This is a genomic window from Candidatus Rokuibacteriota bacterium, assembly GCA_016209385.1.
Lineage (GTDB): Bacteria > Methylomirabilota > Methylomirabilia > Rokubacteriales > CSP1-6 > JACQWB01.
This window is the reverse complement of the sequence record JACQWB010000247.1, coordinates 1-26182: the sequence shown is the minus strand read 5'-3', so window position 1 is coordinate 26182 and position 26182 is coordinate 1. Positions and strand designations below refer to the sequence as shown.

The window sequence follows — 26182 nt, the reverse complement described above, 5'->3', positions numbered from 1 at the left end:
GCGATCGCGGCGGGGTTCTCGTTGCTCCTGTCCCTGTGGGAGTTCGACTCCAAGGGCGCGCTCGCCGCCGCGGTTTTCCTCGGGGCCTGCCTCGGCTTCCTTGCGCGGAACTTTCCGCCGGCCCGGATCTTCATGGGCGATGCCGGAAGCTATTTCCTGGGCCTGTTCCTGGCCGGGCTGTCGCTCGTCGCCCAGTTCCCGTACTCGCGGGGTATTACCGCGGTCATGGCGCTGCCTGTCCTCATCCTCCTCGTCCCCATCTTCGACACCGCCTTTGTGACGACCACGCGTCTACTGTCGGGCCGTCCGCTGGCGGTCGGTGGGCGCGACCACACCTCGCACCGGCTCGTCGCGGTTGGGGTGTCAGAGCGCGGGGTCGTGCTCTTCTTCTACGGGGTCGCAGCCGGCTCGGGCGCGGTCGCGCTCCTCTCCTACCAGATCGGCCTCTCGTACTCCGTTGTTCTCCTCGGCCTGATCGTGCTGGGGATGGTGCTCCTCGGGGTCTACCTGGCCGGCGCGCGCGAGGTCGAGGTCGCGCCCCCGACGCGCACGGGGGCCGTGCTGCACCTGGTCGCCGACTTCCAGTACAAGCGCCAGGTGCTGACCGTCGTGCTCGACCTGGTGCTGATCGTGCTGGCCTACTACACCGCGTACCTCCTCCGCTTCGAGCGGGGGATGGCCGGCGAGGTCAAGCGGTTCTTCGATTCCCTGCCCCTCCTGCTGGTCAGCCAGCTGGTCGCGCTGGTGGGCGCGGGTCTATATCGCGGTATGTGGCGCTACGTCGGGCTCCACGACCTGCTTCGGATCGTCTGGGCCACGGCGGTCGGGACGATGGGCGCCGTGGTCTCGGTCGTCCTCGTGTACCGCTTCGAGGAATTCTCCCGAGCCGTTTTCGTCCTGGACTGGTTGCTCCTGGTCGCGCTCATCGGGGGCAGCCGCCTGTCCTTCCGCCTCTTCGCTGAGCTGTTCCGTTCTCGGCCCGCCCGGTTCGGGCGCGTCCTCATTTACGGCGCGGGCGATGGCGGCGAGCTGATCGTCCGTGAGCTTCTGAACAACCCCGCGCTCAAGAGGGTACCGGTCGGCTTTATCGACGACGACCGGGACAAGCACGGCGGGCGGATCCACGGCTTGCCCGTGTTCGGGGGAGTCGGGGGAGTGGAGGCTCTCATCAGGGAGCACCTGATCGCTGAGGTCATCGTCTCCTCGACGAAGATTCGGGGGGACGGCCTCGGGCGGCTCACCGAGGTGTGCCGGGCTCTGGGAGTGCCGGTGCGACGGGCCTCCATCCAACTCGAGTAAGGCCCACCAGGAGCTCTCGTTTCTTGACAGTGCGTGTGCCCTCACGCATAATGCGCTCGTTGTGATTTGGCCGAGAATGCTCTGGAGCGTGACTCCGCGTGACGTGGGAAGATGACATGGAAGAGCTGAAGCGACGGATCGAGAGCCGGACCGCGCGGATCGGGGTGGTGGGTCTGGGCTATGTGGGCCTGCCGCTGGCGGTCGAGTTCGCCAAGGCGGGGTTCCACGTGGTCGGACTCGACACCGACAACGCGCGCGTGGCGTGCGTCGGTCGCGGCGAGAACTACATCGGCGACGTCCAGGATGAGGAGCTGCGATCCCTGGCGGTGTCGGGGCGGCTCCGCGCCACGGACGATTGGAACGCTGTCGCCGAGCTCGATGTCCTGATCCTTTGCGTGCCGACGCCGTTCAACCGGAACAAGGAGCCCGACCTCTCTTTCGTCCGTGGCGCGGTGGAAGAGATCGCTTCCCGCCTCCGTCAGGGCCATCTGGTGGTTCTCGAGAGCACGACCTATCCCGGGACGACCGAGGAGGTGCTGCTCCCGCTCCTCGAGGCGCGCGGCCTCCGGGTAGGGAAGGATTTCGCGCTCGCTTACTCACCGGAGCGGGTGGATCCAGGCAATCGGACCTACCAGATCGCGAACACGCCGAAAGTCGTTGGCGGCGTGACGCCGCGCTGCACCGCCGCCGCGGTCGCGCTCTACGCGAGCATCGTCGTCAAGGTCGTCCAGGTCTCGTCTCCCCGCGTCGCTGAGATGGCCAAGCTCCTCGAAAACATCTTCAGGAACGTGAACATTGCGCTGGTGAACGAGCTGACCATGCTTGCGGACCGCATGGGGATCGACATCTGGGAGGTCATCGAGGCTGCCGCCACCAAGCCCTTCGGGTTCATGAGCTTCCACCCCGGCCCGGGAGTCGGCGGCCACTGCCTCCCGGTAGATCCCGTGTACCTCGCGTGGAAGGCCAAGGAGCACGACTTCTACACGAACTTCATCACGCTCGCCGCCGAGGTGAACGCCAACATGCCCTACTTCGTCGCCCAGAAGGTCGTGCGGGCCCTCGCGCGACATGGCATCCCCATCCGGGATGCCCGCGTGTTGATTCTTGGCGTGGCGTTCAAGCGCGACGTGGCCGACGTGCGGAACTCGTCAGCCCTCAAGCTCGTCGAGCTGCTGACCGGGGAGGGGCCGGCGCTCTCTTATTCCGACCCCTTCGTTCCTGAGATCGAAGTCAGCGGCGTGCGGTACCGCTCGGTACCGCTGACGCCGGAGACACTGGGCGCCCACCACTGCGTCGTGATCCACACCGACCACTCGGTCTTCGACTACGAGCTGATCCTCCGCCACGCGCCGCTGATCGTGGACACCCGGAACGCGCTGCGGAACTTCAGCGCCAGCCGCGACAGGATCATCCGGCTCTAGCTTATGAAGGCGCTGATCACCGGCGGCGCGGGCTTCATCGGGTCCCATCTGGCCGAGGCCCTGGTCGCGCGGGGCGACGAAGTCTACATCATCGACGATCTCTCCACGGGCCGGGTCGAGAACCTGCGGGAGCTTCTCGACGACGCGCGGGTCCACGTCCGCTGGCATTCCATCCTCGACGAGACGGTGCTCCAGGAACTGGTGGATGAGGTGGACGTGGTCTTCCACCTGGCCGCTGCCGTCGGCGTCCGGCTGATCCTGGACAAGCCGGTGGAGACCATCGAGACCAATATCCTCGGCACCGGCAGGGTGCTCCAGTGCGCCGCCAAGGGGCGAAAGAAGGTCGTCCTGGCCTCGAGCTCGGAAGTGTACGGCAAGAACGATCGGGTCCCGCTGGGGGAGGATGACGACGGGCTCCTGGGGCCGACCGTCAAGAGCCGCTGGAGCTACGCCTGCTCGAAGGCCATCGACGAGTTCCTCGCGCTGGCGTACTGGCGGGAGAAGGCGGTCCCGGTGGTGATCGCGCGGTTCTTCAACACCATCGGCCCCCGGCAGACCGGGCGCTACGGGATGGTCGTCCCGCGCTTCGTCCAGCAGGCTCTCCGCGGGGAGCCGATCACCGTGTACGGGGACGGGCAGCAGTCGCGGAGCTTCACTGCCGTGGACGACGCGGTCGCCGCGGCGATCCAGCTCGCGGGCCAGCCCGAGGCGGTGGGCCACGTGTTCAACGTGGGCAACGGCACCGAGGTGAGTATCCTCGAGCTGGCGCGTCGGGTGAAGGCCCTGGTGGATAGCTCCTCGCCGATCCGCTTCGTTCCGTACGATCAGGCGTACCAGGAGGGGTTCGAGGATCTCCGTCGCCGCGTGCCGGACATCTCCAAGCTCCGCCGCTTCACCGGGTTCGAGCCGCGCTGGGACCTCGACGCCATCCTCGCCAGGGTGATCGAGTATCACAGGACGCGCCCGTCTGATTAATAGTCGGAGGGGGCCGGGCCCCCGGCGCCGAAGGCGCGGGGAGGGGCCCCCTCCGAAGCCTCCCCCCGGGCGTATTTCGAGCGCGGCGGGTTCGGCCATGCCGCCAGGCAGGCCACCCGCCGCGCGAGGCCCAAGTTGGTTGCGCCGGCGGAGCCGGCGCTCGAAGCGCGGTTATTCCGACATCCTCGCACGCCCGTCCGTCTCCCCGGACGCCTGCCCCGCCGCCGTTCGCTTTCCCGGCTCCGCGCCGGTCGGCGCGCTCCTCGCCCGTTCGGGCCTCGCCTCGTGGCGGGCCGGCCGCGCGGCATGGCCGACGCCCCTCGGCTCGAACTGCCGTAGGTGGCTGACCCTTCCGTGAGTCCCGGGCCGGTCGGCGACGTGCGGGCCGCCTTTGCCGGAGCGGTCGGGGTCACGTTCCTCGGCCAGCTCGTCTCGGTCGTCTACGAGATCGCCGTCGCCGCGCGGTTCGGGACGACCTGGCAGGGGGACGCCCTCGCCCTCGCGTTCATCGTCCCCTTCGCCCTCGGTCACGAGACCACCGTCTGGATCGCGAGCGCCTTTCTCCCGGTATACCTGGAGATCCGGACGCGCCACGGGCCGCTCGCCGCGCGCGCGCTCTTCTTCAGGAGCGCGGTCGTCGTCGGCGTTGTGGCCGGCCTCCTGGCGGGAGCCTGGGCACTGGCGGCCCCCTGGCTCGTGATGCTCCTGGCGGGCGAGCAGGCACCGGAGCCGGCGGCCGTGACCGTTCGGCTGTTTCGGCTCTTCGGGCTCCTGCTCCTTTTTATTCCGTTCGCCGCGCTCCTCGCGCGCGCCCTCGAAGCCCACCGGAGCTTCCTCCTTCCGGCGACCCGGCAGCTCTGCTGGTACGGCGGCGCTCTGGCCCTTGTGCTCCTGGCCACCGGGGCGCTGGGGCCGGCCGCCGTGCCCCTCGGCATGGACGTCGGGCTCGCCGTCTATCTCCTGATCCTGCTGGCTTCAGCGCGTCGGCGGCTCGGCGCTCTGGCAGAGGGCAGCGGCGAAACCGGCGAAGGCACGCGCCAGCTCGCACGGCTCTTGCCGCCGCTGGTGGTGGGCTCCCTTGCCACCTGGCTCAACGTGCTGGCCGAGCGGGCGCTGGCGGCGCGTCAGCAAGTCGGAAGCCTGGCGGCGCTGACGTACGCGTTCCGCCTCCTCAACTTCCCCCTCTCGCTCTTCCTGCTCAACGCCACCGCCATCCTCTTCCCGACGCTCGCGCTCCATGCCGCGCGCCTGGAGCGCGGCGCGCTCGCGACGCTGACCGCCCGCGCGCTGCGCGTGACGTTCTTCTTCGTCTTCCCGCTGGCCGCGCTGGCGGCGGGGCTCGCCGTCCCGCTCGTGCAAGTGGCGTTCGAGCGCGGCGCCTTCACGCGCAGCTCCACCGCGGCCACGAGCCTCGCGCTCGCGCTCTACGCCCCCGGCCTGCTGGGCCTGGCCGGCGTCCAGGTCCTGACGCGAAGCTACCAGGCGCTTCAGCTCGTGTCGCGGATGGTCGCCGTCGGGATCGCCGTGGCGGCGCTCAATGTGGTGACGATGGTGGGCCTCACCGTTTGGATCGGCTTCGCGGGAATTCCCCTGGCGTGGTCGTTCACCTCGTGGGTTCATCTCGCCGCCCTCCTGTACGGGATCCGGGCGGACCTCAGGGACCTGGACCTGGCGCAGCTCGGCGCGACGCTCCGGCGCTGCGGCGCGGCGGCGGGCGTCGCGGGCGCGGCGGCGTGGATCACGGCGAGCCTCCTGGGCCAGGGTGCGACGCTGAGGCTCCTGGCCGGCGGTTTGGTGGGGGTCGCGGCCTACGCGCTCCTGGTGTTCGGGATCGCGCGCGAGGAGGCGCGGACGGCGCTGACCGCGGCGATGCCCGGGCTGCGCTGGGGATAAGCGGTTCTCGGGGCTGCGCCCGTCGTGTATAATGCCCACGTCATGCGGGTCCTCATCACCGGCATCACCGGGTTTGTCGGGAGCCACCTGGCCGAGTACGCGCTGAGCCTCGGCGCCGAGGTGATTGGATCGATCCGGTGGCGGAGCAAGACCGAGAACATCGAGCACCTCCGCTCGCGGATCACGCTCGTCGACTCGGACCTCCGCGATCTGTCCTCGGTGCAGAACCTCCTGGAGGTGGCGGACCCCGACTTCGTGATTCACCTCGCGGCCCAGAGCTTCGTGGCGTCCTCGTGGTCCGCGCCCGCCGAGACACTCTACACCAACACGGTGAGCCAGGTGAACCTGCTGGAGGCGATCCGGCACCGCCAGCGGAAGCCCCGGTTCCTCGTGATCGGATCGAGCGAGGAGTACGGGCTCGTGTACGACGACGAGCTGCCGGTCAAGGAGACGAACCCCTTGCGGCCCCTCTCCCCGTACGCGGTGAGCAAGGTGGCCCAGGACCTGATGGGCTACCAGTACTTCAAGAGCTACGGGCTCCCCATCGTCCGGAGCCGCGCGTTCAATCACAGCGTAGCCCGTTTCACGCCGGTTTTCCTCCGCGACGATCGCACGGGCCTGATCGACATCCGTTACATCAGCGAGCTCAGGCGGTACAAACCGAAGGGGTATCTGGGAGGCCGTTTGCTGCCAGACGGCGCGGTCGTGTGGGAGATGCGCCGACACGATCTGTCCGTGTGGGCGGATGGACGGTGGTCCAGGATCATCCACCTCTCCTGTCATCCGCTCCGAGAGGGCCAGCGCATCCTGCGGTTCGTCAGCAGCGGTGGCATCGTCGAGGTCACAGGCGACCATTCGATTATGATACCGGGCTCTGGGGGACACGTCCCGGCTTCTGCCGATCGGCTGTCAGTGGGACAGCGCGTCGCGCTGGTCGATCTGCCGCGCGGCTCCGGGATGTTCGTCCATGAGGATGTCGCCTGGCTTTTAGGCTTCTTTGTTGCGGAGGGGTGCATCACCGGCGGCAAAATACGGATCTACAACCCGGACAGGAAGCCCCTCGAACGCTGCCGCGAGATCCTGCTCGAGCATTTCGGAGTTGACTCGTACTTTGTGGAAGGGGAGCGGGGAGTATGGCGGCTGACCGTGCGGAAGCCGGAAGCGTACGCCCGCTGGCTTTCCCCCCAGGTCTACGCCTCGGACGGCAACAAGCGCGTGCCCCGGAGCATCCTCAACGCCCAGACCGAGGCGAAGCTCGCATTTCTCTGCGGGTACAACGAGGGGGATGGGTTGAGGGCTGGCTACGGTTCGTACGAGTTCAAGAGCTTCAAGACCAAATCGCCGATCCTCGTACTCGGGCTTTGCTACTTGGTGGGAAATACAACCCGTCAGCGCGTGTGCCTGAATACGGAGGTTCGCGAGGGTAGGACCTACTATCTTATCAACCTGAACTCTGGGATTGAGGCGCACGCGAACTGGGGACGGCATTTGGAAGTCCCTGATGACGTCATCAAGAAGATCGAAGAGGTGCCGTACGAAGGGGAGGTGTGGGACTTCGAGACCGAGAACCATGTCTTCCACGCTGGGCTGGGCCGCAATCTCGTCCACAACACGGGACCTCGTCGAGGAGAGGTATTTGCCGAGTCCAACTTTGCTCGCCAGATCGCTGAGATCGAGGCGGGACTCCGGCCGCCCGTGGTCTCCGTCGGGAACCTGGACGCGCGCCGCGACTACTCCGACGTGCGTGACATCGTCAAGGGGTACTGGCTGCTCGTCGAGCGCGGCGAGCCGGGCGAGGTCTACAACCTCTGCTCGGGCCGCGTCTGGCGGATCCGCGAGGTCCTGGATTTCTACCTGGCCCACTCGAGCGCGTCGGGGATCGAGGTGCGGCAGGACCGGGCGCGGCTCCGTCCCTCCGACGTCCCGGTCCTCGTCGGGGACAGGTCGCGGATCGCTCGCGCCTTCGGCTGGCAGACGGAGATCCCCTTCGAGCAGACGCTCCTCGATACCCTCGAGTACTGGCGGCGCCGGATCAAGGCGGCGGCTCCGTAGAAGGCCGTCATGATTTGGAGTGATCACGAGTCCGCGCCGGCCGTGCGCCGGGGTGCCCTGCCTCGCTTCAGGCCTCCTCGCCTCGACGGGCCCACCCACGCCTTCGGCGTGGGTACCCGGCTCGGACGCCTCCGCTGGCCCCCCCATCCCCCCGCGGCGGGGGGTAGTCTTCGCGGCCCAACAGAGTTGGACCGCTCAGAGCGCTGCGGCGTCCTGCGCTTCGCCGCCCGCTACGGCTCGTCGGATTCGCTCGGCAGGGCATCCCCGGCGCGCGGCCCCTGCAAATCGTGGAGCGCTATCTAGCGTCTGCGCCGGCCGGGGGAGCGCCCGTGCGGGTCGCACTGGTCCACGACTGGCTCACCGGGATGCGCGGGGGGGAGCGCTGCCTGGAAGTCTTGTGCGAGCTGTTTCCCCAGGCCGACCTCTTCACGCTCCTCCACGTCCCGGGGAGCGTCTCGTCCCTCATCGAGCACCGGCGGATCGTGACCTCGCCTCTCCAGCGGATTCCCGGTGTCGCGTCACGCTACCGCGCCTTGCTCCCTCTCTTCCCGTGGGCCATCGAGCGCTTCGATCTCAGCGGCTACGAGCTGATCCTCTCCGTGAGCCACTGCGCTGCCAAGGGCGTCCGGGTTCCGCCGGGCGCTGTCCATATCTGCTTCTGCCTGACGCCGATGCGCTACGTCTGGGACCTCTACGACGATTACTTCGGCGCGCGGGCGAGCTGGCCCGTGCGCGCCCTGATGCCGCCTGTGGCCGCCGCCCTCCGGCGGTGGGATCGGGCCACGAGCGATCGGGTCCACGCCTTCCTCGCCATCTCCCGCTTCGTGGCAGCGCGCATCGCCCGGTACTACGGCAGGGAGGCGGAGGTGATCCACCCGCCGGTGGACGTCCAGCGCTTCCGCCTCGCTGACGAGGCCGGCGAGTTCTACCTCGTGGTCTCGGCCCTCACGCCCTACAAGCGAGTCGATCTGGCGGTGGAGGCGGCCGGCCGGCTCGGCGTCCAGCTCGTCGTGGTGGGGACGGGGCCGGAGGAAGCCCGCCTCCGGGCGTGCGCCGGTCCCGGCGTCGAGCTTCTCGGCTGGCGCCCCGACGCGGAGGTCGCCGAACTGTACCCCCGCTGCCGCGCCGTGCTGTTCCCGTCGGTCGAAGACTTCGGCATCGTTCCGCTCGAGGCGATGGCGTCCGGGCGACCCGTCATCGCCCTCGGCCGCGGCGGCGCTCGCGAGACGGTCACCGGGCTCGACGACGGCGCGGGGGAGCCGAGCGGCATCTTTTTCTCCGAGCAGACCGTGGAGGCGCTGGTCGAGGCGATCCGGCGGCTCGAGGCCAATGCCCACCGCTTCGACCCCAAGGCGCTCCGGGCCCGCGCTGAAGCCTTCGACCGCCCCCTCTTCAAGGAGCGCCTGGCCGCGGCCGTCGCGCGGCGCATCGGCGAGTTGGGCCGCGAGGGGTCGAGATGCTGAAGGCCCACTCGAAGCTCCTCGAGCACCTCACGCTGGCGGGGGACCTGGTGCTGATCTGCGGGAGCTGGGTTCTGGCGTACTACCTCCGGTTCTGGTTCGGGCCCATTCCCGTCTACCGCGGCGTTCCGCCCCTGGGCCCGTACCTCATCCTCCTCGTCCCGATCGCCCTGGTCTGGGCGGTGGCGTTCAAGGCCTTCGGGCTCTACCGGCCGCGCCGGCTGGGCTCACGGGTCGCCGAGTGGGTGGACATCGCCAAGGCCTCCACGCTCGGCTGCCTGGTCCTGATGGCGGTGATGACGTTCTTCTTCCGTTCCTTCGAGTTCTCGCGGCTCGTGATCCTCTACTTCTGGGTCCTCTCGGTCGTCTCGGTCAGCCTCTCCCGCGCGGTCTTCCGCGAGGCCCTCCGCTTCGCGCGCCGCCGGGGCTACAACCTCCGCTACGCGCTCGTCGTGGGGTCCGGGGAGCTGGCACGGACCGTGGTGGAGCGGCTCCGTCAGCGGCCGGACGTGGGGATGCAGGTCGTGGGGCTGGTGGGGGACGAGAAGGACGGATCAGACCCGGGCGCGGCGCGCCTCGGGGGCTACGGAGACCTCCGGAGCGTCATGGAGCGGTTCACCGTGGACCACGTGATCCTGGCCCTTCCCCACGAGGACTACGCGCGGCTGCCGATGGTCCTCGAGGAGATCGGCGACGACCCCGTGACGATCCACTTCGTCCCGGACTCGCTGCGATTCGCGACGCTGAGGGCCGGGATCGAAGAGTTCGAGGGGCTCCCGTTCCTCCACCTCCGCGAATCCCCGCTCCACGGGTGGAACCGGGTGACCAAGCGCGCCCTCGACCTGGGGCTCGGAGGGCTCGCGCTTCTCCTCGCTGCGCCCCTCATGCTGCTCGTCGCGCTGGCGATCAGGCTCGGCTCGGGCAGCCCCGTGCTCTACTGCCAGGAGCGGATGGGGCTCGACGGGCGGCGGTTCTGGATGCTCAAGTTCCGCACGATGGAGGTGGACGCCGAGGCGGCGACTGGCCCCGTGTGGGCGCACCCGGGCGACCCGCGGCGGACCCGGCTGGGCGCCTTCCTCCGCGCGTGGAGCTTCGACGAGCTGCCCCAGCTCTGGAACGTGCTGACGGGCGAGATGAGCCGGGTGGGGCCGCGCCCGGAGCGCCCGGTCTTCGTCCAGGAGTTCCGCCGGCGGATTCCCGGCTACATGCTCCGCCACACGGTGAAGTCGGGCATGACCGGCTGGGCGCAGGTGAACGGCTGGCGGGGCAGCACCTCCCTCGAGAAGCGGATCGAGTACGACCTCGAGTACATCGAGCGCTGGTCGCTCGGCTTCGACCTCAGGATCCTCTGGCTCACCCTCCGGCAGGGCTTCCGCAACACGAACGCCTATTGATGCGTGACGGGCTCCGTCGATCCGGCTCGCCGCGCCCGTGACGGGCATTTCTGTCCGCGTGGGGCCGGCGCGGCGTCCCGGAGCAGTCGTACCCGTCGTCAGAATCGAGTATCATAAACGGCAGGAGGTTCGTTATGGCTATCGGAGTGCGCACGCGTCGGTTCTCAGTGGAGGAATACCACCAGATGGTTCGGGCGGGGATCCTCAAAGAGGACGACCGCGTGGAGCTTGTCGAAGGAGAAATCATCGAAATGACTCCGATTGGTCCCCGTCATGCCACCTGTGTCGATCGCCTGACGCGCCGGCTCATAGGCTTGTTGGGCGACCTAGCGGTCGTCCGGGTGCAAGGACCAGTCCGCCTTGGGCCGTACTCCGAACCTCAGCCGGATACGGCGCTGCTTCGCCCGCCCGTCACCCGCTATCAGGATCGTCATCCGGACCCGGCCGACATCTTCTTGGTCGTCGAGGTCGCGGACACCACCGTTGAGGATGACCGGGCGCAGAAAATCCCGCTCTATGCGCGCGCCGGCATCCCGGAGACCTGGCTCGTGAATCTTCCCGGCGAGGCGGTTGAGGTCTATCGGGACCCGGCCCCGGACGGATATCGACAGATCCTCGCGGTTCGGCGTGGCCAGCCCCTTGCTCCCCTGGCGTTCCCTGACGTCACGCTGACCGCCGACGAAATCCTCGGCTAGCGTAGCCCACCCGCACCCGGTGTCAGGCCTCGGCCTTCGTGTAGCCGACAGGTCACCCGTACCTGAGAGTAAAGACACAGCGAACGTTGGCGAAAGAGTGTTGTTTGACGGGCCCCCTCGGAGCCCGTACAATCGTTGCGAGGAGCTAACCCGATGGGTCCCCATCGCGTGGTGCTGACCTACAAAGAGTACGAAGCCCTGCCGGCCGACGGCCGCAGGTACGAGATCCATGGGGGGGAGCTCTCCGTGACGGCAGCGCCGAGTCCCCGGCACCAGATGATCAGCGCCAACCTCTTCAGACTTCTTGACGCTCATGTACGCGCGCGTGGGATCGGCATCGTGCTTTACGCTCCTCTTGACGTCATCCTCAGCGACACCTCGATCGTCCAACCTGATATTGTCTATCTCGAGCCAGAAAGGCTTGGCGCGATCAGCCACCGCGGGGTTGAGGGTGCGCCGACTCTTGCGGTGGAGATCATCTCGCCCTCAACGACGCTGATCGACCGGAGCACCAAGCATCAGCTCTACGCCCGTCACGCCGTGCCGTTCTTCTGGCTGGTAGACCCCGAAGCACGCATGGTGGAGGCGTTTGTCCTCGGGCCCGAGGGCTACACGCTCGCCATCCGGGCCTCGGGGCCTGACCCCGTTAGCCCGCCACCCTTCTCCGACCTCGCTCTCGTTCCTGCCTCCCTCTGGCCGTAGCCTCCCCATGCCGCCAGAACAAACGGTTGCCGGACGCCTCTCCCTCGTTTGCCTGGAAGCAGGCCGAGCACTTCGTGACTCCGCTCGGGTGTGAACAGGGTTCGAGGAGGTTCGAGGATCCAGGAACTTGCCCCGGTCGGTCTGACGCGCGACGTCCCCGAGCACGGCCTCAAACCGGGCGACGTGGGGGCGGTCGTCCATTGCTCCGCCGACCGCGCTGGGTCCTCCGCCTCCGGGATCCGCCGCGGGCGCCGGGCTACGGCCCTGTCGGAGTCATGCCCTTCGAGCGCGGGCTTCGCCCGCGCAACCGATTCCTGGGGGCGGCCTCGGAGGGGGCCCGGGTACCCGCGCCGGAGGCGCGGGTGTCCCCCTCCGATCGCCCTACGGGGCCTGGACGGGCTCAGTCTCCAAGCGGATCCGGAGGAAGTGATCGCGGAAGCGCGTGAGGTCGCCCTCAGAGACCAGGTCGGAGATCAGGAAGCAGGCGAGAGGTCCCTGCTTCCAGACGAAGACGGAGAAGCCGTTGATCTGGGTCAGCATCGGGCGGAAGCGGTCGATCTGGACCCGGTTGCGGTTCGGCACGGCCAGGCCCTGTCCGGGGAGGATCACGTACGTGAGCGCGTGGTCCTCGCGATCCTGGTAGGAGAAGGCGAGCCCCCACCGGCCCTCGACGACCACGGGCTCCACGCCGACCAGGCGGACCTCGTCGTCGCCCTCGAAGACCTTCGCGAGCTCGATCCGGGTCTCGCGCATGAGGCGCGGGAGCACGGCAGGGATCGCTTCCGGCCGCGGCTCGCCCCAGAGGACGCTGCGGGTATGCTGGGAGAGCGCCGCGCGGACGAGCGGTTGGAGCGGGTCGGGCGCAGCGGAACGCGGCAGGACGGGGAGGAGGACGAGGACCATGAGCATTGCGGTGGCCAGCGCCGCGCCCACCGGCGCCGACCACCAGAGGGTCCCCGGCCGCGCAGCTGCCGCGGCACGGATCCGCACTCGCAGGTGGGCTGGCGCGGGATAGCGGGGGAGCCGCTCGACGAGGAGCCGGCCGAGGGTCCGGTCGTCACGCTCCCAGCGCTGGCACTCCGCGCAGGCGGAGAGGTGGCGCTCCAGCGCCTGGCGCTGGTCGGGGGCCAGTCGGCCCTGACGCCACGCTCCCAGCTCCGCCCTCAGCTCCTGACACTCCATCGTCTGTCTAGCCTCTGTGATCCCCTTCGTAGTCCTTCAGCAGCCCCCGGAGCCGCTCCTTCGCGCGGAAGATCCGCGACTTCACCGTCCCCACCGGGCACTCCATGATCTGGGCGACGTCCTCGAGGGACAACCCCTCCACTTCTGCCAAGAGAAGCGCCGTCCGGAACACCTCGGGGAGCTGCGCCAGGACGCGCCCGAGGTCCGCCTGGGTCTCTACCGAGGCGCCGCCCGCGTCCGGGGCGTCGTGGAACATCGGAGCCGGCGACTCGGGAACGCCGTCCTCAGCGAGCGCCGGCTCGCGCTCCCGCTGGCGGTAGAAGGTCAGAAACGTGTTCCTTAATATTTGAAACAGCCAAGCCTTCAGATGAGTTCCCGGCTGGAAGCGGTGCGCGAACCGGAACGCGCGGAAGTACGTCTCCTGGACGAGGTCCTCGGTCTCCGACCCGTTCCGGGTGAGGTACATGGCGAAGGTGTGGAGGGCGTCGAGATGTTCGAGGGCCTGACGCTGAAACTCGCGGTCGGCCATGCAGGGCCTCTAGGCTCCCAGCCGATCAGGCGGCGGGAGCGACGGGCGCCTCAGCGGAGGAACCACTGGTGGGGGAGGTCGGACGCGATCACGCGGTGGTCATCCTCGAGCCCGTCGAGTAGCTCATGGATTGTTCGGTACAGCACGGGGTGCTCGAGGTGGGGGGCGAGGTCGGCCAGCGGCCGGAGGACGAAGCGGCGCTCGTGGAGGAAGAGGTGCGGGATGTGGAGGTCGTCGGGCACGCTGATCACCTCGTCGCCGTAGAGCAGGATGTCGATGTCCATGGTCCGCGGCTCGACGTGAGCGCGCGGGGCGGCCGTCCCCGAGCGGACGCGGCCGAGCCGGCCCTCGATGGCCTGGAGCTCGGCGAGGAGCCCCTCGGGGGGGAGGCTCGTCTCGATCTCGACGACGCAGTTGAAGAACCAGTGCGCCCGGTCGAGGACCTCGCCCGACGGGTAGTCCCAGGGTTCGGTCTCGTAGAGCGGCGAGGCGTTGAGGAACCGGACGTCCGGGAGCTGGGTCAGCAGCTCGATCGCCCGGCGCAGCTGTTCCAGCCGGTCGCCCAGGTTGGAACCGAGGCTCAGGAAGACGCGCGCCATGCCGCTACCGTCTCCGCACCAGCTCGACGCCCGGGATCCCGTGGATGCCCTCCATGGGCGGGGTCAGCTTCCGCACCCGCACCCTGACGGTCTCTGCCGGAAACTCCCGCAGGAGCGCCTCCGCGATGAGCGCCGCGAGCCGCTCTACGAGATACACGCGCTCCTTCGTTCCGATCTCCACCACCCGCCGCGCCACCTCGCCGTAGTCCACGGTGGCCCTGAGGTCGTCGGAGAGGCTCGCCGGGGTGAGGTCGAGGGCCAGCTCCACGTCCACGGCGAACCAGGCACCGACGCTCTGCTCGGCGTCGGTGACCCCGTGATGCCCGTAGAAACGGACATCCTCCACGAATATTTTATCAGACGCTCCGGGGGATGGCCGTGCGCTCACAGGAGTACCTTCGCTCATAGGTCAGGACTGTGCCTTCGAGCGCCCACCCACCCCTTCGGGGTGGGTACCCGGCCGGCGCAACTAACTCGGGCCTCGGCTCGTGGCTCATCTACTCGGGCCTCACCTCGTCGCTGGCGCCGGCGATGAAGCTGCCTGCGCTGAAGCGCCTCGGCTCGAACTGCCACGCCTGCGGCTCGTCCGGAGCCCCTCGGCTCGAACCGCATCGGGCGAGGCATCGGAAGGGGCGGGTACCCGCGCCGAAGGCGTGGGTGGCCCCCCTCTGAGGAAGGTCACAGCCTCACCCGCTTCACGCGCTCCATCGCTTCGGCGAGCCGGGAGGCGTCGACCGTGAGGGCGATCCGGTAGAAGCCCTCGCCCGAGGGGCCGAAGCCGACGCCGGGCGTCACCACCACCCCGACCTCGTCCAGGAGCCGGCTCGCGAACGCCCGCGAGTCGAGGCCTCCCGGCACCGGCGCCCAGACGAAGAAGGTCCCCTTGGGCACGTCCACGTCCCAGCCCAGCGTGGTGAGGCCGCGCACCACGATGTCGCGCCGCTCCTGGTAGGTCTTCCGGTACTGCTCGGCGATCTCCTGGGGCCCGGTCAGGGCGGCGATGCCGGCGTGTTGAACCGCCTCGAAGACTCCCGAGTCCACGTTGGTCTTCACCCTGCCGAGGCCGGCGAGCGCGCGGGCGTTGCCGACGCAGAACCCGAGCCGCCACCCGGTCATCGAGTAGGTCTTGGAGAGCGAGTGGAACTCCACGCCGACCTCGCGCGCCCCGTCCGCCTCCAGGAAGCTCGGCGGCTCGTAGCCGTCGAAGTGCAGCTCCGAGTACATCGCGTCGTGGCAGACGATGACGCCGTGACGCTCCGCGAAGGCGACGACCTGCCGGAAGTACTCGCGGCTCGCGCAGGCGGCGGTGGGGTTGTTGGGGTAGTTGAGGTACATGAGCCGGGCGCGCCGGGCGACATCCGGCGGGATCGCGTCGAGATCGGGGAGGAAGCCGGTCTCGCGGCGGAGCGGCAGGAAGTGGGCCTCGCCGCCCGCGAACCAGGTCCCGGCCGCGTAGACCGGGTAGCCCGGGTCGGGAACGAGCACCGCTTCCCCGGGGTTGACGAAGGCCAGGGGCATGTGCGCGGTCCCCTCCTTCGACCCGATCAGCGTCAGCACCTCGGTCTCTGGGTCCAGGCGGACCCCGAAGCGCCGCGCGTACCAGCTCGCCACCGCCTGGCGGAAGGCGAACATCCCCTCGTACGAAGGGTAGCGGTGCGTCTGCGGGTCGAGGGCGGCCTGCTGCAGCGCGTGGATGACGTGCGGCGGGGTCGGGAGGTCGGGGTCCCCGATCCCGAGGTCGATCACGTCCACCCCCCGGGCGCGCGCCTCGCGTTTCTTCTGGTCGATCTCGGCGAACAGGTACGGGGGCAGCCGCCTCAGCCGGTCGGCCAGCTCGAACGGGTCAGGCACCGGAGGACTCCTGAATTCGCACGACCGGGTTCCTCAGGCTCCCGATCCCCTCGATCCGGACCTCGATCTTGTCGCCCGGCTGCATGGGCCCGATCCCGGCGGGGGTGCCGGTGGCGATCACGTCGCCGGGGAGGAGCGTCATGACCTGGGACACGCGTGCGACGACCTCCTCGACGGGGAAGATGAAGTGCTTGGTGTTCGACGCCTGCTTCCGCTCGCCGTTCAGGTAGGACTCGATCGTCGCCCCGCTGGGGTCGATGTCGGTAGCGATGCAGGGCCCGAGGGGGCAGAAGGTGTCGAAGGACTTCGCCCGGGTCCACTGGCCGTCCTTCCGCTGGAGATCGCGCGCGGTGACGTCGTTGAGGCACGTGTACCCGAGGATGTACTCGCGGGCGCGTTCGGCCGGCACGTTCCGGCAGCGCTTCTTGATCACGATCGCCAGCTCGGCCTCGAAGTCGACCCGCTTGGCGAGGGGCGGGCAGACGATCGGATCGTCGGGGCCGACGAGCGACGTCGGCGGCTTGATGAAGAGGATCGGCTCGTCGGGGATGGGGCGGTTGGCCTCCTCCGCGTGATCCCGGTAGTTGACCCCGAGGGCGACGATCTTGGAGGGGACGGTCGGGGCGAGCAGCACGACCTGCTTCAGGGGGAATTTTTTCCGCCCGCGCTTGAACGTCCCGAAGGGGGTCCCCGCGTACTCGACGACGTGGTGTCCCTCCAGGATGCCGTATCGGATTTTGCCGTTGGCCTTGAAGCGCACGATCTTCATCTCCTCCTCCGCTCTTCTACTCTCACGGCGCAGGCAGCGGGTGGCACGGCCCCTCCCCACGCCTTCGGCGCCGGGGGCCCGGCCCCCGCCCGCGCGCAGCGGGTGGGCCGGGCGGGTCTGGCGAGCACAGGCGGCACCCACGCCTTCGGCGCGGGTGCGCTCCCTGCCTTTTATTTCAGGCCGAGGACGTCCTGCATGGAGTAGAGGCCCGGGGGTGCCGTCGCGATGAACTTGGCCGCGCGGAGGGCGCCGCGGGCGAAGGTGTCCCGGCTGTGGGCCCGGTGGGTCAGCTCGAGCCGCTCGCCGAGAGTGCCGAAGGAGACCGTGTGCTCCCCGACGATGTCGCCCGAGCGGAGGGAGAGGATTCCGATCTCCTGTCGGGTTCGCTCCCCCGGCAGTCCCTGCCGGCCGTACACCGCGACCTGGGACAGGGTCCGGCCGAGGGCATGGGCGATCACCTCCGCCATCCGGAGGGCCGTGCCGCTGGGGGCGTCCTTCTTGAAGCGGTGGTGGATCTCGGTGATCTCCACGTCGTACTCCTCGCCGAGCACGGCCGCCATCTGGGCGAGGAGTTTCAGGGCGAGCGTCACCCCCACGCTCATGTTGGGGGACAGGAGGACGGGGACCTGCCGGGCGAGCCGGCCGATCTCCTCCCGCTGGGCCTCGGAAAAGCCGGTCGTGCCGATGACCGCCCGGGCCCCGCTCCGGGCGACCAGCTGCAGGTGCTCCAGGGTTGCCTCGGGGACCGAGAACTCGACGAGGATCCGGTCGCGCGTGAGAAGCGCTCGGGGATCCGCCGCGAGCGTCACGCCGAGCTTGCCGACTCCCGCCACCTCACCGGCGTCCCGGCCGACGGCCGGGTGTCCTAGCGCCTCCAGGGCGCCGACCAGGCGAAGCTCCTTGTCCTCCTGCAGGCACGCGACGACCCGGGACCCCATCCGGCCGGCGGCACCGGCCACCACGACGTCAGGCATACCTATCGTCGGAGGGGGGCTTCGCCCCCCTTCCGATTCCTCCCCCCAAGCTTGCGCGGGCCAAGCCCGCGCTGGAAACACGCGAGGTCAGCTAGGACTCGGTGCGACTTACTTCAGCAGGTTGAACTGCGCGAGGACTTTCTTGAGGCGCTCGCGGTTCGCCTCCGCCATGCGACAGAGCGGCAGCCTGAACTCCGGGGCGATCATCCCCATCATGGCCATGGCTTCCTTCACCGGGATCGGGTTGGTCTCGATGAACATGGCCTTGCAGAGCGGGAAGAGCCGGAGGTGGAGCTCCCGCGCGCGCTTCCAGTCGCCGTCGAGGGCGGCGTGCGTAACCTCGGCGGTCTCCTTGGGCACGACGTTGGCGATCACGGAGATGACGCCGCGCCCGCCGACCGCCATCAGCGGGAGGGTCAGGTTGTCGTCGCCCGACAGCACCGTGAACTCCGGGCCGCAGGCCAGGATCACCTGGGTCATCTGGTCCAGCGACCCCGAGGCCTCCTTCACCCCGACGATGGTCTCGCAGTCGCGGGCCAGCCGCGCGAGCGTGTCGGTCTCCACGTTGACCGCGGTCCGGCCCTGGATGTTGTAGACGAGGATGGGAAGGTCGGTGGCCTCGGCGATGGCCCGGAAGTGCTCGTAGAGCCCCTGCTGCGTCGGCCGGTTGTAGTAGGGCGAGACCACCAGGGCCCCGTCGGCCCCGGCCTTCTTGGCGTGGGTCGTGAGGTCGATCGCCTCCGCCGTCGAGTTGGAGCCCGTCCCCGCGATCACCGGGATGCGCCCGCGCGCGGCCTCGATCACGATCTCCACCACCCGCTTGTGCTCCTCGTGAGAGAGGGTGGGCGACTCGCCGGTCGTCCCGCACGGGACGATGCCGTCGGTGCCGTTTCGCACGTGGAACTCCACCAGCTCGCGGAGCTTGGCCTCGTCCACCCGCCCGTCACGGAAGGGGGTCACCAGCGCCACGATAGAGCCCTGAAAATTGCGCCTCATAGCTGCTCCTCCTTACACACAGACGCTCACGGATCAGTCGGGGAACGCTTCGCCAGCGATCAGGTCCTCATAGGTCTCGCGTCGCCTCACGAGGGAGAACCGCGCGCCCTCCACCAGCACCTCCGCCGGCCGGGGACGGGCGTTGTAGTTGGAGGCCATCGCGAAGCCGTAGGCCCCCGCGCTCATCACCGCCAGCAGCTCGCCCTCCTCGACCGCCGGCAGCTCGCGGTCCTTGGCGAGGAAGTCGCCGGACTCGCAGATCGGCCCGACCACGTCCACCACCCGGGCGGGACCGCCCCGGGGCTCTGCGACGGGCAGGATCGCGTGGTAGGCGTTGTAGAGGCTCGGGCGGATCAAGTCGTTCATGGCCGCGTCCACCACCACGAAGCGCTTGGGCCCGTTGTCCTTCAGGTAGAGGACGCGCGTCAGGAGGACGCCGGCGTTTCCGACGATGGACCTGCCCGGCTCCAGGATCAGCGTGAGCCCGAGGTCCTTGACGGTCGGCAGGAACACCTGGGCGTACTCCTGCGGGGTGGGAGGGGTTTCGTCCTTGTACTGGATCCCGAGCCCGCCGCCCGCGTCGAGGTAGCGGACCGCGACGCCCTGCGAGCGGAGCGCGGCCCCCAGGTCGGCGAGGCGCGCCATCGCGTCGGCGATCGGAGCCGTCTTGGTGAGCTGGGAGCCGATGTGCATGTGGACGCCGACCACCTCGACGCCCGGGAGTCCGCGGGCGATCGCGTACGCGTCCACCCCCTGGTCGATCGGGATCCCGAACTTGGCGGTCTTGAGCCCGGTCGCGATGTAGGGATGCGTCTGCGGATCCACGTCCGGGTTGATCCGGAGGGCCACCGGTGCCCGCGTCCCCGCCTCCTGGGCCACGCGATCGAGCTGCCTCAGCTCGGCCGCAGACTCCACGTTGAACATCAGGATCTCCGCCTTGAGCGCCTCGGCCATCTCCTCGCGCGTCTTCCCCGGGCCCGCGAAGATGATCCGCTTCGGCGGAACGCCGGCCCTGAGGGCGCGGAACAGCTCGCCGCCCGAGAAGACTTCGGCGCCGGCGCCGGCCCGGGCGAGGAGGGCGAGGACGCCGAGGTTCGAGTTGGCCTTCAGGGCGTAGGCGATCAGGTGGGGGACGGTGGCGAGAGCCCGGTCGTAGGCGCGCAGGGACTCCACAATCGCCGGCGCCGAGTAGACGTAGGTCGGCGTGCCGATGGCCTCCGCGATCCTGCCGAGCGGAGTGGAGTCGCAACAGAGCTGCCCATCACGATAGCGGAAGTGAGTCACGCGGTCACCTTCAGGAAGCTTTGGGTGACCGTAGCACCGGCGGTGCGCGAAGTCAAGGGAGTGTCGCCGTCACCGCGTCGGATCGCGCGCTCTCGTTGGCGCGCCGCGCCCGGTCCACCGCCGTCACCACGTAGGCGTAGGTGCGGCCGCCTTCCACGGTGCGGTCGGTGAAGACCGTGCTCTGCACGAGGCCCGGCGTCACGCGGACGTAGGGCTCGCCCGGTGGCGACGCGCGATACACGATGTAGCCCGCGACGTCCGGCTCGGGGCTTGGGCTCCAGGCCAGGCGGATTGCCCCTTCCGAAGGGACCGCGACGAGGTTCGCCGGGGCCGAGGGTGGGGTGAGGTCGGCGGGCGTGGCCGCCACGGGGGCGGAGGGCTCGCTCTGGGCCACGCCCTCGGCCTCGCGTCGCACCGCGCGCACGGCGTAGTAGTACGTCAGGTCGTTCTGGAGGCCCGTGTCGGTGAAGCCGGTCGCGGTGATCGGGGCGGGCGTCACGGGCGTCAGGAGGGCTTCCGGGCTGGCGGCCCGCAGGACCTCGTACGCGAGCGCGCCGGAGAGCGGGCTTCCATCGACGAGGGCTGCGGGCGGTGCCCAGCTCAGGCTGACCTCGCCCTCGCCCGCGCTCGCGGTGAGCCGTTCGGGGCGGCGCGGAGCGGCGAGAAACGTCACGGCCAGGCGCGCCGAGGGCGGGCTCGACCGGCCGATCCCGTCGACCGCGGTCACGGCGTAGGCATAGCGGCGGCCGACGGCGAGGCCGGTCCGGTCGATCCAGGTGATGCGGTGTCCCTCCACCTTCGCCGGGGCCGGTGCCGCCAGCCGGATGGACGCGATCTCATCGTAGCCCACGACGGCGCCCCGGGCGAGCACGGCCGGCTTGGGCTCCGCCTGTGGCGCCTCCGCTCGCCGGTGGACGCGGAGCCGGGTCAGGTCCTTCATCCGGGTCCCGTCGGCTCGGGTCGTCGGGTTCATCCAGCTCAGCACGATCGCGTTCCCCTCGACCGTCGCGGTGAGCCCCGAGACGACCGCGGGCACACGACGCTCGGGGGCGACGGGCGGCCCTTTCCTCCCGCAGCCGGCGGCGGCCACGCCGATCAGCGCCACGACGAGGAGCCGACGCATCGTGTTTGACTCGGAGCGGGGCTTCGCCCCCCTTCCGAACCTCCCCCCAGGACTCGGTTGCGCGGGCGAAGCCCGCGCTCGGAGTGGAACCGGCAATGGTGGGCGAGCTGTCAGGAGCCCGAGAGCATTCAACCGTATTGCTCCGATACGCTCCTAGCCGGCGCCTTCGGTGACGAAGGCCTTCGCCGCGGCCAGCGCCCGGCGGACCGCCTCGGGTGCGGTTCCGCCGCCGGCTGCCCGGGCGCGGAGCGATGCCTCCACGGTGATCGCGTCGAGCGCGTCGGCCCCGAAGAGCGGGGAGAAGCGGCGGAGCTCCTCGAGCGCGCACGCCTCCAGCGCCTTTCCCGCGCCGAGGCAGTGCTTGACCACCTGACCGACGACCGCGTGGGCTTCGCGGAATGGCATCCCTTTTCGCACGAGGTAATCGGCCAGGTCGGTTGCCGTGGCGAGGTGGGCGCCCGCGGCCTCGCGCATCCGCTCGACGTTGAACGTCAACGACCCCAGGAGCGGAGGCAGGACCCCGAGGATCGCCTCGAGGGTGTCCACGCTGTCGAAGAGCGGCTCCTTGTCTTCCTGGAGGTCCGAGTTGTAGGCGAGGGGGAGCCCCTTCAGCGCCGTGAGGACCGCGACCAGGTTGCCGTAGAGCCGGCCGGTTTTGCCCCGGATCAACTCGGCCACGTCCGGGTTCTTCTTCTGCGGCATGATCGACGAGCCGGTCGCGAAGGCGTCGGAAAATTCGACGAAGCCGAACTCCGCCGTGGCCCACAGCGTGAGGTCGCTGGCGAGGCGCGACAGGTGCATGCCGGCGACCGCCGCGGCGGCAAGGAATTCGATCAGGAAGTCCCGATCGCTGACCGCGTCGAGGCTGTTGGGCGCCACGGCGGCGAAGCCCAGGTCGCGGGCCAGGGCCTCGAGGTCGATGGCGAACGCGGTGCCGGCGAGGGCGCCGGCGCCGAGCGGCAGCACGTCTGCGCGCGCCAGACAGTCCCGGAACCGCTCGCGGTCCCGCTGGAGCATGAACGTGTAGGCGAGCAGGTGGTGCGAGAGCAGAATCGGCTGGGCCCGCTGGAGGTGCGTGTAGCCGGGCATGGGGGCCCCCAGGTGTTCCTCGGCTCGGGCGATCAGCGCGGCCTGGGTCTCCCTGAGCCCGCCGTCCACCCCGCGGATCACCTCGCGCAGGTAGAGCCGCTCGTCGAGGGCGATCTGGTCGTTCCGGGACCGGCCGGTGTGGAGCTTTCCGGCGACGGCCCCGACCTTCTCCTGGAGCCGGCGCTCGACGTTCATGTGGATGTCCTCGAGCTCGGTCCGGAACGGGAAGCTTCCGCGCTCCAGCTCGTCTCGTACCTCGTCCAGCCCCTTCAGGAGGAGCGCGAACTCGGCCTCGCTCAGGAGCCCGGCGCGGTGGAGGGCGCGTGCCCACGCGCGGCTCCCCTCCAGGTCGTACGGCCAGAGGCGGCGGTCGAAGGCGAGGGAGGCGGTGAAGCCTTCAGCGGCAGGGTGGGACTCCTGGCTGAAGCGGCCGCCCCAGGGCTTCCGCTCGCGGCCGGATTGCGCCATCTCTACTCCCCGCCGGCCCCGCGAGCCGGAAGGGGGTGAGAGAGCAGGGCCGCGATCTCGGCCATGATGCGGCGGGTGACCTCGTCACGCACCGCGTGGGGGACTTTCCTTCCGCGCCTGATCGGGCCGAACTGGAGCGGCGGGCCGAAGCGCGCCGAGAGTGGATGCGGCCGCGGGATGTGCAGCGGCCGCCCGGCCAGGGCCTGGTAGGTCCCGCGGATCGCGACCGGGACCACGGACACTCCCGACCGCAGCGCGATCACCGCCACGCCCGGCTGGCCCTGGACGAGCTGTCCGTTGAGCGAGAAGGGGCCTTCGGGGAAGATGCCCAGGACCCCGCCCTCTTGGAGGATGCGGAGGGCGCGCTTGATCGCGCCCGGATCGGGGCGCTCGAGGTTGATCGGGATCGACCCCACGTGGCGGTGAAACGGCGGGTGGAGGGGCGTCGAGCGATAGACCCTCGGCATGACGAGAAAGGAGATCTTCCTCGGCACCGCGGCGCCGAGCACGACGCCGTCGAGGTAGTTCGCGTGGTTGGCCGCCAGGATGTAGGGCCCGCTCGGGGGCAGGTGCTCCAGCCCGGTGACGTGGAGGCTGAAGACGCGCTTGAGCATCGGGCGCCCGATCCGCCTGAGGAGCCGGTAGAGGAACGGGGAAGACTCGCGCTGCAGCGCCAGCGGAGATCCCGGCGCAGCGGGGGCGACGAGCTCTCGGGATTCCTCGCCTGATTCCATTTCGGGCCTCGCCTCGTGGCTCATTTACTCGGGCCTCGCCTCGGCGCTGGCGCCGGCGATGAAGCTGCCGGCGCCGAAGCGCCTCGGCTCGAACTGCCACGCCTGCGGCTCGTCGGCAGCCTCTCGGCTCGAACATCTACTCGGGCCTCACCTCGTCGCTGGCGCCGGCGATGAAGCTGCCGGCGCCGAAGCGCCTCGGCTCGAACTGCCATGGTCCGCCTGTTTATAGCACTCGGCGTTGGGCGCTGACAAGGTCGTGCCCCGCGCGCGGGCCTGGCGGGACGCGCCGAGCGGGGCTGGGCCCGCGGGCGCTCCCTACCGGGCCTTGGCGACGCGGTAGCGGGCCACGGCGGAGTTGTGCTGCTCGAGCGTGACGGAGAAGAAGTGGCGGCGTTGGTCGCCGGTCGAGACGAAGTAGAGATAGTTCACCTTCGCCGGGTTGAGCGCGGCCACGATCGCCGCCTTTCCGGGGCTCGCGATGGGACCGGGTGGAAGCCCTCGGATGCGATACGTGTTGAACGGGGAGTCCACCTGGAGATCATCCCGGGTGAGGGCCTGACGGTCCTTGCCGAGCGCGTACTGGACGGTGGGATCGGCCTGGAGCGGCATATCGCGCTTCATCCGGTTCCAGAAGACGGCCGAGATCAACGGCATCTCCTCCCGGATCACAGCCTCCTTCTCGATGATCGATGCGAGGGTCAGGAGCTGGTGGAAAGTCAGTCCCAGGGACTCGGCCTGCGCCAGGAGCTCGTCGGTCACCTTCGCCCTCAGGCGATGGACCATGCGCCCCAGCATCTCCTCGGGCGTGAGGCCCTTGAAGAAGCGGTAAGTGTCGGGAAAGAGGTAGCCCTCGATGGTCGGCCCCGGCAGTCCGAGCGTCCACAGGAAACGGGCATCCTGGCTGAGCCTCTGCACGGCCTCAGCCTGGGTCAAGCCCTCGGCTTCCAGGGTGCGTGCCAGCTCCCGGGCCGTGCCGCCCTCCGGGAAGAGGACCGGATGCTGGCGCACCTTTCCCTCCTCCAGGAACCTGAGGATCTGGACCGTGTTGACGTCCCTGGGGAGCTCGTACTCCCCGGCCTTGAGCGAGCGCGCCGTGCCCCGCAGCGCGGCGAGGACGAGGAAGCCGAGGCGGCTCCGGATGACGCCTTCCGTTTCGAGCTGCTGCGCCACCCCCATCACGCCCTGGTGCGGGCCGATCTCGACCACCCGGGCCCCAGCCTGAATGAGGGGGGTGGGGGTGAGGAGCCACCAGGCGTGGAGGCCCGCCAGGCCCGCGGCGCCGAGCAGAAGCGAAGCGAGGAAAGGGCGAGTCCCTGGAGCCAAATTGTGGAGCCTTGCCAGGATTCGAGGCATGACAGCCATAATTTTCACCATCCTAGCGGAAAGGCGGGTCAGCGTCAATCTTTTGCGGTCTTGTTCGGTCGATTTTGCTTTTTTCTCAAAGGAGTTACGGGATTTTGTTATACTTGGTGTTCGGCTCACCGTTCGAATTCCTTGAGGAGGAATCATGCTGGACATTCAGCTCCCCAACCGTCAGGAATGGCAGGTCCGCGAGCGCGTTTACGGGCGGATTGTTCTTGAGCCCCTGGAGGCCGGCTTCGCCCTCACCGTGGGCAACGCGTACCGGCGCGTTCTGCTCTCCTCGATTCAGGGCGCGGCGCCCATTTGGGCCAAGATCGAGGGCGTCCTCCACGAGTTCTCCTACTTCCCCGGGGTGATGGAGGATACGCTCGACGTCCTCCAGAACCTCCGGCAGGTCGTCTTTGTCCTCCACCTGAGCCGGCCCAAGATCCTCCGGCTCAAAGCCCAGGGGCCGGCTCAGGTCAAGGCCTCCGACTTCGAGCCCGACGCCGATGTGGAGATCCTCACCCCCGAGCAGCCGCTGGCGACCCTGGACAAGGACGGGCTGTTGGAAATGGAGGTATGCCTCGAGCGGGGGCGGGGCTACGTGCCGGCGGAGAAGCGGGAGCCCGAAGTCCTCCCGATCAACGCGATCCTGCTCGACGCGGACTTCTCGCCGGTCAAACGCGTGAACTTCCACGTCGAGCCCATCCAGGGCCCGCGTCCCGGTCAGGAGCGGCTGGTCTTGGAGGTCTGGACCAACGGCAGCGTCTCGCCGGAGGCGGCCGTCGGGGAGGCGGCCCGGATCCTGGAAGACCATTTCGAGCTGCTCGTGCAGTTTCCCCACGGAGTCCCCGTCGAGGAGGAGGCGGCCCCTGTCCCCGGGCAGCGCGTCGAGCTCAACGAGAACCTCTTCCGGAGCGTGGACGAGCTCGAGCTGTCGGTGCGTGCCTACAACTGCCTCAAGACCGCCAACATCCGCACGATCGCCGATCTCGTGCAGCGAACCGAGGCCGAGCTCCTGAAGACCAAGAACTTCGGGAAGAAGTCGCTGAACGAGATCAAGACGATCCTCGGGGAGATGGGGCTCTCGCTGGGAATGCGGCTGGACCCGGAGGAGCTGGAGCGGCTCCGCGCCCAGTACGAGAACCCGATCGATTAGAAATCGCGGTCTGCACCACAATCTGTAAAGGACCCTGTCTGGACGCGGCCCTGAAACAATGGCTGGTCTCGGTGCGCTGCTTTCCCCCAAGGCCGGGGTCGCCTCAACCCCCAGCTTGCTCCCAGGTCCCCCCGGCCCCGGAACACGCTCACGGATCATGCCTCAACTCTCACTCGCGCGAAAGTTATTG

The 26182-nt window shown here is 69.2% G+C and carries 23 protein-coding genes; 10 read left to right on the top strand and 13 right to left on the bottom strand.

Annotated elements, in window-relative coordinates; genetic code table 11:
* The 9 genes from HY726_18605 to HY726_18565 form a co-directional block, all read left to right on the top strand.
* Window positions 1–1299: hypothetical protein (locus HY726_18605; GenBank protein MBI4611007.1), on the top strand; the 1299-nt coding region annotated here is incomplete at its 5' end.
* 116 nt (window positions 1300–1415) lie between these two features.
* Complete coding sequence (locus HY726_18600) at window positions 1416–2720, top strand: nucleotide sugar dehydrogenase (protein ID MBI4611006.1); 1305 nt, start codon at window positions 1416–1418, stop codon at window positions 2718–2720.
* Between the two features lie 3 nt (window positions 2721–2723).
* The gene (locus tag HY726_18595; GenBank protein ID MBI4611005.1) at window positions 2724–3695 is read left to right on the top strand and encodes a GDP-mannose 4,6-dehydratase; all 972 of its coding nucleotides are present in this window, start codon (window positions 2724–2726) and stop codon (window positions 3693–3695) included.
* 354 nt (window positions 3696–4049) lie between these two features.
* A complete protein-coding gene (locus HY726_18590; GenBank protein MBI4611004.1) occupies window positions 4050–5588 on the top strand; it encodes a hypothetical protein in 1539 nt (512 codons plus the stop codon).
* Window positions 5589–5630: 42 nt separating this feature from the next.
* Window positions 5631–7640, top strand: coding sequence for a GDP-mannose 4,6-dehydratase (locus HY726_18585; GenBank protein MBI4611003.1), 2010 nt, complete (start codon window positions 5631–5633; stop codon window positions 7638–7640).
* 365 nt (window positions 7641–8005) lie between these two features.
* Entirely contained in the window at window positions 8006–9103 is a 1098-nt protein-coding gene (locus HY726_18580) for a glycosyltransferase (GenBank protein ID MBI4611002.1), read from the top strand.
* Window positions 9097–10494 carry an undecaprenyl-phosphate glucose phosphotransferase gene (locus HY726_18575; GenBank protein MBI4611001.1) on the top strand — a complete coding sequence of 466 codons (1398 nt, stop codon included), beginning with the start codon at window positions 9097–9099 and terminating at the stop codon, window positions 10492–10494. The genes HY726_18580 and HY726_18575 overlap by 7 nt, the downstream gene beginning before the upstream one ends.
* Window positions 10495–10628: 134 nt before the next feature.
* Entirely contained in the window at window positions 10629–11189 is a 561-nt protein-coding gene (locus tag HY726_18570) for a Uma2 family endonuclease (protein ID MBI4611000.1), read from the top strand.
* Window positions 11190–11342: 153 nt separating this feature from the next.
* The gene (locus tag HY726_18565; protein ID MBI4610999.1) at window positions 11343–11891 is read left to right on the top strand and encodes a Uma2 family endonuclease; all 549 of its coding nucleotides are present in this window, start codon (window positions 11343–11345) and stop codon (window positions 11889–11891) included.
* Between the two features lie 381 nt (window positions 11892–12272).
* On the opposite strand, the gene HY726_18560 is transcribed toward HY726_18565, so the two are convergent.
* The 13 genes from HY726_18560 to mltG all read right to left on the bottom strand — a co-directional run bounded on the left by HY726_18560 (window position 12273) and on the right by mltG (window position 24851).
* A complete protein-coding gene (locus tag HY726_18560; GenBank protein MBI4610998.1) occupies window positions 12273–13073 on the bottom strand; it encodes a zf-HC2 domain-containing protein in 801 nt (266 codons plus the stop codon).
* A 7-nt stretch (window positions 13074–13080) separates the two neighbouring features.
* Complete coding sequence (locus HY726_18555; protein MBI4610997.1) at window positions 13081–13602, bottom strand: sigma-70 family RNA polymerase sigma factor; 522 nt, start codon at window positions 13600–13602, stop codon at window positions 13081–13083.
* Between the two features lie 50 nt (window positions 13603–13652).
* Window positions 13653–14201, bottom strand: coding sequence for a 2-amino-4-hydroxy-6-hydroxymethyldihydropteridine diphosphokinase (gene folK / locus HY726_18550; GenBank protein MBI4610996.1), 549 nt, complete (start codon window positions 14199–14201; stop codon window positions 13653–13655).
* Window positions 14202–14205: 4 nt separating this feature from the next.
* Complete coding sequence (folB, locus tag HY726_18545) at window positions 14206–14547, bottom strand: dihydroneopterin aldolase (protein ID MBI4610995.1); 342 nt, start codon at window positions 14545–14547, stop codon at window positions 14206–14208.
* A 332-nt stretch (window positions 14548–14879) separates the two neighbouring features.
* A complete protein-coding gene (locus tag HY726_18540; GenBank protein MBI4610994.1) occupies window positions 14880–16052 on the bottom strand; it encodes an LL-diaminopimelate aminotransferase in 1173 nt (390 codons plus the stop codon).
* Window positions 16045–16821: a fumarylacetoacetate hydrolase family protein gene (locus HY726_18535; protein MBI4610993.1), complete on the bottom strand. Its 777-nt coding sequence runs from the start codon at window positions 16819–16821 to the stop codon at window positions 16045–16047. Before HY726_18535 ends, HY726_18540 begins: the two co-directional genes overlap by 8 nt.
* A 170-nt stretch (window positions 16822–16991) precedes the next feature.
* Entirely contained in the window at window positions 16992–17795 is an 804-nt protein-coding gene (dapB, locus tag HY726_18530) for a 4-hydroxy-tetrahydrodipicolinate reductase (GenBank protein ID MBI4610992.1), read from the bottom strand.
* 108 nt (window positions 17796–17903) lie between these two features.
* Complete coding sequence (locus HY726_18525) at window positions 17904–18791, bottom strand: 4-hydroxy-tetrahydrodipicolinate synthase (protein ID MBI4610991.1); 888 nt, start codon at window positions 18789–18791, stop codon at window positions 17904–17906.
* Window positions 18792–18824: 33 nt separating this feature from the next.
* Complete coding sequence (lysA, locus tag HY726_18520) at window positions 18825–20075, bottom strand: diaminopimelate decarboxylase (protein ID MBI4610990.1); 1251 nt, start codon at window positions 20073–20075, stop codon at window positions 18825–18827.
* A 52-nt stretch (window positions 20076–20127) separates the two neighbouring features.
* Complete coding sequence (locus HY726_18515) at window positions 20128–21198, bottom strand: fibronectin type III domain-containing protein (protein ID MBI4610989.1); 1071 nt, start codon at window positions 21196–21198, stop codon at window positions 20128–20130.
* Between the two features lie 153 nt (window positions 21199–21351).
* Window positions 21352–22755, bottom strand: coding sequence for an argininosuccinate lyase (gene argH, locus HY726_18510; protein ID MBI4610988.1), 1404 nt, complete (start codon window positions 22753–22755; stop codon window positions 21352–21354).
* Window positions 22756–22757: 2 nt separating this feature from the next.
* On the bottom strand, window positions 22758–23489 hold the full coding sequence (locus tag HY726_18505; GenBank protein ID MBI4610987.1) for a 1-acyl-sn-glycerol-3-phosphate acyltransferase: 732 nt from the start codon (window positions 23487–23489) through the stop codon (window positions 22758–22760).
* 315 nt (window positions 23490–23804) lie between these two features.
* The gene (mltG, locus tag HY726_18500; GenBank protein ID MBI4610986.1) at window positions 23805–24851 is read right to left on the bottom strand and encodes an endolytic transglycosylase MltG; all 1047 of its coding nucleotides are present in this window, start codon (window positions 24849–24851) and stop codon (window positions 23805–23807) included.
* A gap of 145 nt (window positions 24852–24996) precedes the next feature.
* Between mltG and HY726_18495 the strand changes: the two genes are divergently transcribed.
* A complete protein-coding gene (locus tag HY726_18495) occupies window positions 24997–25992 on the top strand; it encodes a DNA-directed RNA polymerase subunit alpha (protein ID MBI4610985.1) in 996 nt (331 codons plus the stop codon).
* Window positions 25993–26182 lie beyond the last annotated feature (190 nt).

Bases quoted from the DNA above. Each gene is read 5' to 3' on its own strand.
- HY726_18525 (MBI4610991.1), bottom strand. From the start codon at position 18,791: ATGAGGCGCAATTTTCAGGGCTCTATCGTGGCGCTGGTGACCCCCTTC.
- HY726_18595 (MBI4611005.1), top strand. From the start codon at position 2,724: ATGAAGGCGCTGATCACCGGCGGCGCGGGCTTCATCGGGTCCCATCTG.
- HY726_18535 (MBI4610993.1), bottom strand. From the start codon at position 16,821: ATGAAGATCGTGCGCTTCAAGGCCAACGGCAAAATCCGATACGGCATC.
- HY726_18560 (MBI4610998.1), bottom strand. From the start codon at position 13,073: ATGGAGTGTCAGGAGCTGAGGGCGGAGCTGGGAGCGTGGCGTCAGGGC.
- folK (MBI4610996.1), bottom strand. From the start codon at position 14,201: ATGGCGCGCGTCTTCCTGAGCCTCGGTTCCAACCTGGGCGACCGGCTG.
- HY726_18580 (MBI4611002.1), top strand. From the start codon at position 8,006: ATGCGCGGGGGGGAGCGCTGCCTGGAAGTCTTGTGCGAGCTGTTTCCC.
- mltG (MBI4610986.1), bottom strand. From the start codon at position 24,851: ATGGCTGTCATGCCTCGAATCCTGGCAAGGCTCCACAATTTGGCTCCA.
- HY726_18505 (MBI4610987.1), bottom strand. From the start codon at position 23,489: ATGGAATCAGGCGAGGAATCCCGAGAGCTCGTCGCCCCCGCTGCGCCG.
- HY726_18570 (MBI4611000.1), top strand. From the start codon at position 10,629: ATGGCTATCGGAGTGCGCACGCGTCGGTTCTCAGTGGAGGAATACCAC.
- HY726_18555 (MBI4610997.1), bottom strand. From the start codon at position 13,602: ATGGCCGACCGCGAGTTTCAGCGTCAGGCCCTCGAACATCTCGACGCC.
- HY726_18495 (MBI4610985.1), top strand. From the start codon at position 24,997: ATGCTGGACATTCAGCTCCCCAACCGTCAGGAATGGCAGGTCCGCGAG.
- HY726_18585 (MBI4611003.1), top strand. From the start codon at position 5,631: ATGCGGGTCCTCATCACCGGCATCACCGGGTTTGTCGGGAGCCACCTG.
- HY726_18600 (MBI4611006.1), top strand. From the start codon at position 1,416: ATGGAAGAGCTGAAGCGACGGATCGAGAGCCGGACCGCGCGGATCGGG.
- dapB (MBI4610992.1), bottom strand. From the start codon at position 17,795: ATGCCTGACGTCGTGGTGGCCGGTGCCGCCGGCCGGATGGGGTCCCGG.
- HY726_18575 (MBI4611001.1), top strand. From the start codon at position 9,097: ATGCTGAAGGCCCACTCGAAGCTCCTCGAGCACCTCACGCTGGCGGGG.
- argH (MBI4610988.1), bottom strand. From the start codon at position 22,755: ATGGCGCAATCCGGCCGCGAGCGGAAGCCCTGGGGCGGCCGCTTCAGC.
- HY726_18515 (MBI4610989.1), bottom strand. From the start codon at position 21,198: ATGCGTCGGCTCCTCGTCGTGGCGCTGATCGGCGTGGCCGCCGCCGGC.
- HY726_18565 (MBI4610999.1), top strand. From the start codon at position 11,343: ATGGGTCCCCATCGCGTGGTGCTGACCTACAAAGAGTACGAAGCCCTG.